The sequence below is a fragment of the Micropruina sp. genome (genome assembly GCF_047607385.1).
Classification (GTDB): Bacteria; Actinomycetota; Actinomycetes; order Propionibacteriales; family Propionibacteriaceae; genus Micropruina.
In genome coordinates this window covers 1-11428 of record NZ_JASGDE010000159.1, presented here as the reverse complement: position 1 = coordinate 11428, position 11428 = coordinate 1, and the positions used below count along the sequence as shown (strand labels likewise).

General features: G+C 69.4%; 8 protein-coding genes. 5 read left to right on the top strand and 3 right to left on the bottom strand.

Translation table 11 applies throughout. The annotated features are described in order from the left end of the window. Positions 1–213: 213 nt before the first annotated feature. A complete protein-coding gene (locus QM582_RS14020) occupies positions 214–1854 on the top strand; it encodes a metallophosphoesterase (protein WP_415085385.1) in 1641 nt (546 codons plus the stop codon). A 67-nt stretch (positions 1855–1921) separates the two neighbouring features. Beyond that, complete coding sequence (locus QM582_RS14015; protein ID WP_415085383.1) at positions 1922–3235, top strand: glycoside hydrolase family 1 protein; 1314 nt, start codon at positions 1922–1924, stop codon at positions 3233–3235. 24 nt (positions 3236–3259) lie between these two features. Here the strand turns inward: QM582_RS14015 and QM582_RS14010 are convergent, their stop codons facing one another. After that, the gene (locus QM582_RS14010) at positions 3260–5116 is read right to left on the bottom strand and encodes a hypothetical protein (RefSeq protein ID WP_415085381.1); all 1857 of its coding nucleotides are present in this window, start codon (positions 5114–5116) and stop codon (positions 3260–3262) included. A 332-nt stretch (positions 5117–5448) separates the two neighbouring features. Between QM582_RS14010 and QM582_RS14005 the strand changes: the two genes are divergently transcribed. Next, positions 5449–6852, top strand: coding sequence for a glycoside-pentoside-hexuronide (GPH):cation symporter (locus tag QM582_RS14005; RefSeq protein ID WP_415085379.1), 1404 nt, complete (start codon positions 5449–5451; stop codon positions 6850–6852). An 18-nt stretch (positions 6853–6870) separates the two neighbouring features. Here the strand turns inward: QM582_RS14005 and QM582_RS14000 are convergent, their stop codons facing one another. After that, entirely contained in the window at positions 6871–7800 is a 930-nt protein-coding gene (locus QM582_RS14000) for an alpha/beta hydrolase family esterase (RefSeq protein WP_415085377.1), read from the bottom strand. A gap of 71 nt (positions 7801–7871) precedes the next feature. After that, positions 7872–8732, bottom strand: coding sequence for a glucose-1-phosphate thymidylyltransferase RfbA (gene rfbA, locus QM582_RS13995; RefSeq protein ID WP_415085376.1), 861 nt, complete (start codon positions 8730–8732; stop codon positions 7872–7874). Between the two features lie 73 nt (positions 8733–8805). Between rfbA and rfbB the strand changes: the two genes are divergently transcribed. Both rfbB and QM582_RS13985 read left to right on the top strand, forming a co-directional pair. Beyond that, complete coding sequence (gene rfbB / locus QM582_RS13990; protein ID WP_415085374.1) at positions 8806–9804, top strand: dTDP-glucose 4,6-dehydratase; 999 nt, start codon at positions 8806–8808, stop codon at positions 9802–9804. Continuing rightward, entirely contained in the window at positions 9804–11186 is a 1383-nt protein-coding gene (locus tag QM582_RS13985; protein ID WP_415085372.1) for a sugar nucleotide-binding protein, read from the top strand. Before rfbB ends, QM582_RS13985 begins: the two co-directional genes overlap by 1 nt. Positions 11187–11428: the final 242 nt, after the last annotated feature.

The following is an 11428-nucleotide window of genomic DNA, read 5'->3' as shown; positions in this document are numbered from 1 at the left end:
GGGGATCGCGGTCGAGCCGGCCGGGCCGGGGATCGCGGTCGAGCCGGCCGGGCCGGGGATCGCGGTCGAGCCGGCCGGGGCGACGGGCCGACTTGAGATCGCGCACGGGAAGAGCGCACACTGGTTGTCTGGCTGAGGGGAGCCGGATTTCGGGAGGACGACCAGTCCGGGCAACCGCCCGGAGCACGAAAACCGAAACCCGGAGACTCCGACGTGATTTCCGCACCGTCCCACCCCCGCCGTCCCGGTCCGCAGCACCGCACCCTGCCCCGGTTGCTGGCCGCCGTCCTGCTGGCCAGCGCGCTGCTGGTCGGCGCCGTCCCGAATCCTGCCGATGCCGCCACGACCAAGTCGCTCGCGCTCACCGCGAACGCGTCCGCCTGGGCGAAGGTCGGCCCCAGCCGAACCACCCAGATCGCCCGGATCACGGTCACCGCGCCCACCGGAGCGGTCGAGTTCGGCCTGCAGTTCCGCGCCAAGGCGAAGTCGTCCGGCTACCGCACCAAGCTGACGATCGCCGCCGACGGGAGCCTCTCCGGCGCCTTCAGCCGGGTCTCCTCCTACAACCAGACCAGCCTGTCCGGAGGCGGCCCGCTGGGCGTCACGGTGCGTCCCGGCGAGCGGATCCACCTGGAGGCCACCGTCGCCGGCACCAACCCGGCCCGGCTCTACCTGCGCGCCTGGAAGGACGGCAGCAGCAAGCCCGCCGGCTGGCAGCTGGTCGCCAAGGACTCATCGTCGAAGCGGTTCACCGGTTCGGGGTCGCTGTACCTGTGGGCCCGGACGCCGTCCGGCAGCCCCAAGGTCGCGCTGCGCTACACGGTGGATTCGGTCGCCGCCTTCTCGCTGGTGAAGGCCAACCAGATCAAGGTGGTCGCCCCGCCGAGCGACCAGCCGGGGGCCGACCCCGGCGAGGTGTTCCGCATCGCGGTGATCGGCGACACGCAGGACGAGACCAACTCGGCCACCGACCGGCGATTCGGCAACCGCACCGCCTGGCTGGCGGCCAACAAGGACGCCCTCAACCTGCGCTACGTGCTGCACACCGGCGACATGGTCAACTGGGGCTGGCTGGTGCCGTCCCAGTACACGCACGCGAAGGCGGCGATGAGCAATCTGACCAAGGCGCGCCTGCCGTTCTCCGCGGCGATCGGCAACCACGACACCCGCGCGGTGGGCTGGGACGGCGTCAAGGGGTCCCGGGGGTACGGCGGCTCCGCCTACGTCGGCAACCCGGAATGCGTGGAACGGCTCGGCGCGAAGGCCTGCAACACCAACCTGCTGGTCCGCGACACCGCCGAGTTCAACGACGCCTTCCCGCTGAAGTCGATGATCGCCGACGTCGGCGGCACCTTCGAGCCCGGCAAGGTGGACAACACCTGGACCAGCTTCGCCGTCGGCAAAACCAAGTGGCTGGTGCTCAGCCTGGAGTTCGCCCCCCGCCGGACGGCGGTGGAGTGGGGCCGGCAGGTGGTCGCCAATCACCCCGACCACAACGTGATCATCGTCACCCACTACTACCTCAACGGTGACGGGAACATCTCCAGCAGCAACGCCGGCTACGGCGAGACCAGCGGGAAGTACATCTACGACCAGATCGTCTCCAAGTACCCCAATGTGAAGATCGTCACCTCCGGCCACGTCGGCAAATACACCAGCCGCACCGACACCATCGACGGCAACACCGTGGTGTCCTACCTCGGCGACAAGCTGGGCGGCTCCGACAACCCGCTCCGGATCCTCACCATCGACACCGCCACCGGGCGCGTCGACAACACCGTCTACAGCGTGGTCACCGACAGCGCGGCGACCGAGTACAGCAGCGGAAGGAATACCATCTCGATCATCCGGTGATCCCCGGGCCGGGGCAGCGACCGGTCAGCGGTGCGGCACGTTGACACCCCTTGCCACACCGCCGACGATGGCCCACAGGGCAAACGAAAGGGACGGTGTGCACGCGTTCACGCTGAAGAACTGCGAGTTGGGCGTCGCCACCGCAGCCACCCAGATCGAGGGAGGCCCGGCCCGGACCAACTGGCACCGCTGGGCCGAGCAGCCGGGACGGATCAAGGACGGCTCCAGCCCGAGCCGGGCCTGTGACCACTGGAACCGGGTGCCCCAGGACGTCGAACTGCTGAAGGAGCTCAACGTCCAGCACTACCGGATGGGGCTGGAGTGGGCCCGGGTGGAGCCCCGCCCGGGCGAATTCGACGCCGCGGCGATCGACCACTACCGCGACGAACTGGGCCGGCTGGCCGACGCCGGCATCAAGCCGCTGGTCACCTTGCACCACTTCAACAACCCGACCTGGTTCGAGGACGCCGGCGGCTTCCTCAGCCCGGAGGGCAGCACGGTGTTCCAGAAGTACACCGAACGGATGGTGTCGGCGCTGGGCGACCTGGTGAACGAGTGGATCACCATCAACGAGCCGAACATCTACGCCACCCACGCCTACTACTTCGGCGTCTGGCCGCCCGGCGGACACTCGCTGAAGACCCTCACCCGGGTGTACACCAACCTGGCCGCGGCCCACATCGACGCCTACCGGCTGATCCACGACCTGCAGCCGCACGCCCGGGTCGGAGTGGCCCAGCACCTGCGGGTTTTCCGGCCCCGGATCGCCTGGCATCCGGGGCATTGGGCCTCGGCGCAGATGATGGAGTGGCTGTTTCAGCGGGTGATCACCAAGGCCATGTGCAAGGGCCGCTTCCTCGCCCCGCTGACCCAGCCGGCCGGCATCCGTCCGGGCGTCTACTACGACTTCCACGGCATCAACTACTACTCGCGCAGCACGGTCAGCCGGCTGGACGACGGGGTCGGCGCCGACGTCCCGATCAACGACCTGGGCTGGGAGATCTACCCGCAGGGCCTGATCGAGGTGGCCAGTTGGCTGCACGAGGCGCATCCCGGTCCGCTGTACGTGACCGAGAACGGCACCGCGAACTCCGACGACGGCTTCCGCAGCCGGTTCATCCACGAACACCTGGCCCAGATCGCGGCGTCCGATCTGCCCATCGAGCGCTACTACCACTGGTCGTTCATCGACAACTGGGAGTGGCTGGAGGGCGAGTCGGCCCGGTTCGGACTGATCGGGGTCGACTACGAGACCCAGGAACGCACTCTGCGGGACTCCGGCCGGTTCTTCTCCGAGATCGCCGCCACCCGTGGCGTGACCGAGGAGATGTACCAGCGCTACGTGGCCCACCAGATCTACTCGCGCAACACTGTCGGCTGACCTTCCGTCGCTCCCCAGACCGGGTTACCCGTCGGTGGGCTCGGCCTTCGCGCCGGCACTCGCCGGGTCCGCGTCCGCCGGGTCCGCGGCGGGCTGGGCGATCGGCTCGGGGGTCGCGGAGCGAGAGGTGCCCGAGATGTCCCCGGCGCCCGCTGGACGCTTCGCCCCCCTGGGGTTCGGCGCCGTCCGCTGGGTCGCCGTCCGGTTCGTCGCCGTCCGGTTCGTCGCCGTCCGGTTCGTCGCCCGCTGGGAGCCGTTGGTGCCGGTGACGGGCAGCTTCGTCGAGGGTTCAGTGACCCGGGCCACTTGGACGATCGACGAGCTGACCGCATTGCCCTGCGGATCGGACACGGTCAGCTGGTAATCCAGCGTCGAGGAGGCCTCGGACGCCGCGCCGGCATCGGTGAACGACATCGCCGAGCGCCGCCAGAACGGCACCCCGACGGTTCTGTTGTCGATCGTGGTGCCGTTGCGGGTGAGCACGTAGTTGAGCTTGAGGTCGTCGCGGTCCCAGAGCTGGTTCCAGGTGACCGCGACGGTGCCGTCCGGTTGCTCGGCGGCGGCGAGCCCGATGGCCGCATCGTCCCCGACCGGTCCGATCGTGTTGGGCGCGACCGCGCCGACGGCCATCCGGACCAGGCCCTGCTGCGATGTGCCGTTCACCTTCGGGAACTCGCCGCCGAGGGCGAGGTAGGTGCCGTTGCCGACCACCGACCAGGCACCCTGTGACATGCCGGTGTAGCTGCCGGCGGAAAGCTGCGGGAACCAGTTGAGCAGTGCCGGGGCGGGCTTGCCCTCGAAGTTGGCGTACGACTTGGCCGTGGTCTGCCCGTTCTTGGCCACCGTCCCGGCCGCTGCCTTGGTCACCGCCAGGCCCCGGTACAGGGTCTGGGGTTTGGTCTCCGGGAAGCCACCGATATTGCCGCAGTAGTGCGCGTGCCCGACGCTGTACACGACGTCACCGATCGGGGCCACCCCGTAGGTGTCGCCGTGGCAGTCCTGCAGCCAGCGCACGGTGCCGTCGGTTGCGGACGCGGCGAAGACCCCCTCGAAGTTGCCACTGCCGTAGGCGAAGCCGGTGCCGTAGACGGTGCTGCCGTCGGTGGCCAGGCTGAGGATGGCCGACTTCTTGGTGCCGTTCTTGACCACCGCGTTGACCTTCCAGGTCTGCGTCTTGCCCGTCGTCGGACTGACCGCGCCCGACCCGGACGCCGTGGTCGAGTTCAGCTTGGTGAACGAACCACCCACCACCAGCAGCTTGCTGCCCGAGGTGAGCAGCAGCGCCTTGACCGTCGAATCTGCCGTGGCCGTCCAACCGGACAGTGCGCCCGAACTGGCGCTGACCGCCGCCAGCCGGCTCCGCGACTTGCCGCTGACCTTGGTGAACGACCCGCCGGCGAACACCGTCGTGGAGTTCACCGCGAGTGCATTGACCGAGTTGTTGAACGACGGGGCCGGCGAGCGGAGGGCTCCGGTCGACGCGTCCAGCGCCGCGAAGTGGCCGCGCGCCGCGGCGTCCACCTTGGTGAAGTCGCCGCCGACGTACAGGGTCTTCTTGTCGCTGGAGACCGCCAGGGCCTTGACCGCGCCGTTGAACGCGCCGGGCACGAAGCTGGTGCTCAGCACACCGGTGGTGATGTCGTAGGCGAGCAGGTTCTTCCGCGGCGTCTCGTCGGTGCCGGGTGCCGCACCGGCCGGACGCGCCGAGGTGAACTCGCCACCGGCGTACACCATGGTGCCGATCATCACCTGGGTCCACACCACACCGTTGATCTGCGTCGTCGGCAGGGCATCGGCGGTGACCATGGCGGTGGTCCGCTCCCGGGCCGCCGGCACGGCCGCCCGCGCCGGCTCCGGCACCGCGGTTCCCAGCCCCAGCACGGCGGCGCCGAGCAGCGCGACCGCCCGTCGTCCCCAGCCTGTGCGCGCAGTGCATTCTTTCCGACCATTGCGTCGAAGCATTTCACTTCCCCCCGAAAGTGGGCTCCGGCGGCAATGCCGCACCGGAACCAGTCCCCCCGAACTTCTTTCCGTCGGCAGCGTAACCCACGTTCTTTTGAGGAATTCGGAGGTTTCCTCTGCCTTTGCTCAAGATTCGATCCAGGTCACCTCAAGAAATACTGGAGAAGGTGCGGACCCCGGGCCGGGCCGCGGGGCCGGCGCCATGGACGCCGGGCTCTACCGGGATCTCCGCCACGGCCCTACCCTTGGGCATGGCATCGCAGCGGGATCCGGACGCGACGGCGGCGCTCTTCCAGCGCAATCGATGGGCGTTCAGTGTCGGCACACTCGGCCGCGACATGGTGTACGCCCTGGTCAGCCTCTATTTGATCGTCTTCCTCACCGAGGTGCTGGACGCCTCCGACACCTTCATGTGGTGGGCCGGCTGGCTGATCCTGGCGGCCCGGCTCTTCGATGCGGTGATGGACGTCGTGATGGGCTCGGTGGTCGACAACACCCGCAGCCGCTGGGGCCACTACAAGCCGTGGATCGCCGCCGGCGCCGTGGCCTCGGCGTTCTGCACCCTGCTGCTGTTCACCGACCTGGGCCTGCCGGACGGCAGCTACGTGGTGGCTTTCGCGCTGATCTATCTGCTCTGGGGTCTCACCTGGACGATGAACGACATTCCCTATTGGACGCTGCTCCCCGCGCTCAGCCTGGACCAGAAGCAGCGCGAGCGAATCGGGGCGCTGGCCAAGATCTTCTCCACGGTCGGCCTGTTCAGCGTGGTGGTGGCGATCATCCCGGTCACCGGCGCGCTGGGCGGCGACACCCGGGCCTGGTTCCTGTTCACCGCGGTCGTGGTCGCGATCATGCTGGCCGGCCAGCTCGTCACGCTGCTGGGCGTCCGGGAGCCGCAGCTGGCCGTTGAGCAGCCCAAGGTGACGCTGCGCGGGCTGTGGCGGGTGGTGGCCGGCAACGATCAGCTGCTGTGGACGGCGATCGCCATGGTGCTGTTCATGACCGGCTACGTGACCACCACGTCCTTCGGCGTCTACTTCTTCAAGTACGCCTACCGCGACGAGGGCATGTACACCCCGTTCGGCGCCGTTCTCGGCGTCGCGCAGCTCACCGGATTCCTGGTCTTCCCGCTGTTCCGGCGCCGGTTCAGCCGGCGCACCCTGTACACGGCGGCTACCACCGCCGTGGTCGCCGGGTACGTGCTGTTCTTCTTCGCACCGATGGACATGCTCTGGATCGGCGCCGCCGGCCTGCTGCTGTTCACCGGGCAGTCGTTCGTGGTGGTGCTGATGCTGGTCTTCCTCACCGACTGCATCGAGTACGGGCACTGGAAGCTGGGCGCCCGCAATGCGGCGGTGACCTTCGCGCTGCAGCCGTTCATCAACAAGGTGGGTGCGGCCGTGGGCACCCAGATCGTCAGCGTGGTGTTGATCCTGTCCGGCATCAACTCCGCCGCGACACCGGACGACGTGTCACCGCAGGGCCTGCTGATGATGCGGATCGCGATGCTGGTGCTGCCGCTGGTGCTGATCGTCGCCGGCTACCTGGTCTATCGGGCCAAGTACCGCATCGACGAACAATTCTACGCCCGCATCGTCGGCGAGCTCGCCGAACGCGGCCAGCTCACCACCGACCAGGGCATCGCCGACCGGTGACGACCGGGGCCCATCCGCTCACGCCGGGCGCGGGTGCGCGAGCAGCCAGTCGAGCAGCGCGGCCTGCGCGGCCCGGCTGAACCGGGGCACGTGGCCGGCCCCGGACACCTGCCAGAGGCCGACCTCGGCTCCGCCCGGGCAGCCGGTCCAGGTGGCCGCGCCGACCGCCGCACCGAAACCGTCCGGGTCGTTCGCCAGCGGCGTCGAGGTCACGGCCTTCCCGCGGCAACCGTCCGCCGCCCGCCAGGTCTCCACGGTCTGAGCGGCCGAGGTGTAGCGGACGCCGCGAATCTCGCCTCCCTCGAAGCGCACCGTGTCGTCGGCCACTCCGTGCACCTGCAGCACACTCACCGGCCGGCGCGGGGTGCAGGGCGCGTCCGGGTCCATGGCCCCGGCCACCGAGACCACGGCGGCGACCGCGTCGGCGTGATCGCAGCCGAACCGCAGGGCCATGTAGCCCCCGTTCGAATGGCCCATCAGGAACACCCGGGCCGGGTCCACGCGATAGCTGTCGGTCAGCTCCCGGATGACTGTTGCCAGGTATCCCGCGTCGTCCACCTGCGCGCCGAAGAAGTCACAGCACGCCTTGGCGGCGTTCCAGAACCGGTCGCCGTTGCGGTCCTTGCTGCCTTCCGGCAGAGCGACCAGCGCACCGTGCCGGCCGGCCGTCGCGAGCACGCCGAACATCGACGCCACGTCGGCGGGCGATGAGCGATAGCCGTGCAGCAGCACGATCAACGGGCGCCGTTCTCCGCCGGCGTCGTGGTCGGGCAGGACGAGTTGCACCGGCCGGCCGGCGACGTCCACCACGACCCGTCCGGACGACGCCGACGCGGTCGCCGCGGGGGAGGACCCGGGGCCGGGCGCCGGGTCAGCGGAGCACCCGGCGAGCAGCAGGCACCAGATCAGGACGCCGGCCACCAGCCGGCCCACTCTCACCCGAGCCACGGCGCCCCCCTTGCCCGATCCGCGGCTGGTGACGCCGGCGGGTCGCCGGTCACCGTCCCACGGGGCGTCGGTCAGTTGAGCAGCGACGCCAGGTAGTCACCGTAGCCCGACTTGGCCAGCGCCGCGGCCCGTTCGGCCAGGCCCTCGTCGGAGAGGAACCCCTGCCGCCAGGCCGCCTCTTCGGGGCAGCCCACCTGCAGACCCTGCCGGGCCTGGATGGTGCGGACGAAGTTGCTGGCGTCGTTCAGCGAGTCGAAGGTTCCGGTGTCCAGCCAGGCGGTGCCCCGCGGCAGGATCGACACCTGCAGCTTGCGCTGCTCCAGGTAGACCCGGTTGACGTCGGTGATCTCGTACTCGCCGCGCGGCGACGGCGCCAGGTTCTGCGCGATCGGCACCACGTTCGAGTCGTAGAAGTACAGCCCCGGCACCGCATAGTGCGATTTGGGCCGGGCCGGCTTCTCCTCGATGGAGAGCGCCAGGCCGCTGTCGTCGAGTTCCACCACGCCGTAGGCGGTGGGATCGGCCACCCAGTAGCCGAACACGGCGGCGCCGTCCAGGTCGTTGAACCGCTTCAACTGGGTGCCCAGGCCCTGGCCGTAGAAGATGTTGTCGCCGAGCACCAGGCAGCAGGCCTCGCCGTCGAGGAAGTCGGCACCGATGGTGAACGCCTGGGCCAGGCCCTTCGGCTCCGGCTGCACCGCGTAGCTGATCGAGATGCCGAACTGCGAGCCGTCGCCGAGCAGCCGCCGGAACGCCTCCTGCTCGTGCGGGGTATTGATCACCAGCACCTCGGAGATGCCCGCGAAGATCAGCGTCGACAGCGGGTAGTAGATCATCGGCTTGTCATAGACCGGTACCAACTGCTTGCTGCTGCCCAGAGTGATGGGGTGGAGCCGGGTGCCCGAGCCACCGGCCAGAATGATTCCGCGCATAGCCCGAATCCTCGCATGACTCCGTCCGTCGTGGAAATGCGAAGACGCTCGTCGAACCAATAGGATCATCTCCATGTCCTCGCTTCTCGTCACCGGCGGAGCCGGATTCATCGGCTGCAATTTCGTCCGGCATGTCCTCGACCACACCGATCACACCGTGACGGTGCTGGACGCGCTCACCTACGCCGGTAACGCGGCCTCGCTGGAGGGCCTGCCCAGCGACCGGTTCGCCCTGGTGGTCGGCTCGGTGTGCGATCCGGCGGTGGTCGACGACCTGGTGGCGAAGCACGACATCACCGTGCATTTTGCCGCCGAGTCGCACAACGACAACTCGCTGAACGATCCGTCGCCGTTCATCCAGACCAATCTGGTCGGCACCTACGAGTTGCTGCAGGCGGTGCGCCGGCACGAGAAGCGTTATCACCACATTTCGACCGACGAGGTGTACGGCGACCTGGAACTCGACGATCCGGCCAAGTTCACCGAGACCACGCCGTACAACCCGTCCAGCCCGTACAGCTCGACCAAGGCCGGCTCCGACCTGCTGGTCCGGGCCTGGGTGCGCAGCTTCGGCGTCCGGGCGACGATCAGCAACTGTTCCAACAACTACGGCCCCTACCAGCACGTGGAGAAGTTCATCCCGCGGCAGATCACCAACGTGATCGACGGCATCCGGCCCAAGCTGTACGGCGCCGGCCTGAACGTCCGCGACTGGATCCACGTCGACGACCACAACGCCGCCGTGCTGGACATCATCGACCGCGGCCGGATCGGCGAGACCTACCTGATCGGCGCCGACGGCGAGCTGAACAACAAGACCGTGATCGAGCTGATCCTGGAACTGATGGGCCAGCCCTCGGACGCCTACGACCACGTCAACGACCGTCCCGGGCACGACCTGCGCTACGCCATCGACGCCACCCGGCTGCGCACCGAGCTGGGCTGGACGCCGCGCTTCCCCGACTTCCGCTCCGGCCTGGCCGACACCATCGAGTGGTACCGCACCAACCAGGACTGGTGGCGTCCGATGAAGGCGGCCACCGAGGCGAAGTACGCCAAGACGGGTCAGTGATGGCCGATCTGAGCATCAGCACCACCCCCATTCCTGGGCTGCTCGTCCTCACCCTGCCGGTGCCGGGCGACTCCCGGGGCTGGTTCAAGGAGAACTGGCAGCGGGCGAAGATGACCGCGCTCGGCCTGCCCGACTTCGGCCCGGTGCAGAACAACATGTCCTACAACGCCGGGGCCGGCAGCACCCGCGGGCTGCACGCCGAACCGTGGGACAAGCTGATCTCGCTGGCCAGCGGACGGATCTTCGGCGCCTGGGTCGACCTGCGTCCGGGCCTGACCTTCGGCACCCCGTTCACCCTGGAGCTCGGCACCGACCAGGCCGTCTTCGTGCCGCGCGGCGTCGCCAACGGCTACCAGGCGCTGCAGGCCGGCACCGTCTACTCCTACCTGGTCAACGACCACTGGAGCCCGCAGGCCCGCTCCTCCTACACCTATCTGAACCTGGCCGACGAGACGGTGGCGATCCCCTGGCCGATCCCGCTGGAGCAGGCCGAGATCTCCGCCGCCGACGCGGCGCATCCGCGGCTGGCCGAAGTCACCCCGATGGCACCCAAGCGCACCGTCGTGGTGGGCGCCGGCGGCCAGCTCGGCCGCGCCCTGGTGGACCTGCTGCCGGACGCGCTGCCGCTGCGCCGGCCCGAGTTCGACCTGACCGACCCCGCCACCCTGGACGCCGTGCCGTGGAGCCAGGTCGGGCTGATCGTCAACGCGTCCGCCTACACCGCGGTGGACGCCGCCGAGACCGAGCAGGGCCGCCGGGACGCCTGGGCGGTCAACGTCACCGGCCTGTCACGCCTGGTCGAGATCGCCCGGGCGCACCGGATCCCGCTGGTCCAGGTCTCCAGCGACTACGTCTTCGACGGCACCGCGGTGCTCCACGGCGAGGACGAGCCGTTCAGCCCGCTGGGCGTCTACGGCCAGACCAAGGCCGCCGGGGACGCGCTGGTGGCGACCCTGCCGCGGCACTGGATCGTGCGCACCAGCTGGGTGATCGGCGACGGCAACAACTTCGTCCGCACCATGGCCTCGCTGGCCGACCGCGGGGTGAAACCCAGCGTGGTCGGCGACCAGTTCGGACGGCTCACCTTCACCCGCGACCTGGCCGCCGGTATCGTCCACCTGACCAGCAGCGACGCCCCGTCCGGCACCTACAACCTGACCAACTCAGGGCCGACCATGAGTTGGGCGGCGATCGCCCAGCGGGTCTTCGAGTTGCGCGGACGCGCCGCGTCCGACGTCACCGAGGTGACCACCGCGGAGTACTTCGCCGGCAAGACGATGGCGCCGCGTCCGACGCACAGCACCCTGGACCTGGCCAAGCTGCGCCAGGCCGGGTTCGACCCGGCCGATGCGGAGCAACGGCTCGTCGAATACCTGCGCTGACCTGACCGGTCCGGGCCTGCCGGGCGCGTCCGGCCGTTGACGGGACGCGCCCGGTTTGCGCACACTGGCAGTGGCGGAGCACCCCCACGACCAAGCATCGCCGTTCACCCCTGGTCATGCCGGATAAGGACCCCGCCCGATGAAGATCATTCGCACCCTGGTCGGCGCCGTGCTCGGCGCCGTGACCGTCGGCGGCCTGACCGCCGCCCCGGCCCACGCCGCCCCTCCGGCCGCCGCCCGGC

What these genes read in the sequence shown, in the direction of transcription:
- QM582_RS14015 (WP_415085383.1), top strand. Translation starts at nt 1,922, where the DNA reads ATGGCCCACAGGGCAAACGAAAGGGACGGTGTGCACGCGTTCACGCTG.
- QM582_RS14005 (WP_415085379.1), top strand. Translation starts at nt 5,449, where the DNA reads ATGGCATCGCAGCGGGATCCGGACGCGACGGCGGCGCTCTTCCAGCGC.
- rfbA (WP_415085376.1), bottom strand. Translation starts at nt 8,732, where the DNA reads ATGCGCGGAATCATTCTGGCCGGTGGCTCGGGCACCCGGCTCCACCCC.
- rfbB (WP_415085374.1), top strand. Translation starts at nt 8,806, where the DNA reads ATGTCCTCGCTTCTCGTCACCGGCGGAGCCGGATTCATCGGCTGCAAT.
- QM582_RS13985 (WP_415085372.1), top strand. Translation starts at nt 9,804, where the DNA reads ATGGCCGATCTGAGCATCAGCACCACCCCCATTCCTGGGCTGCTCGTC.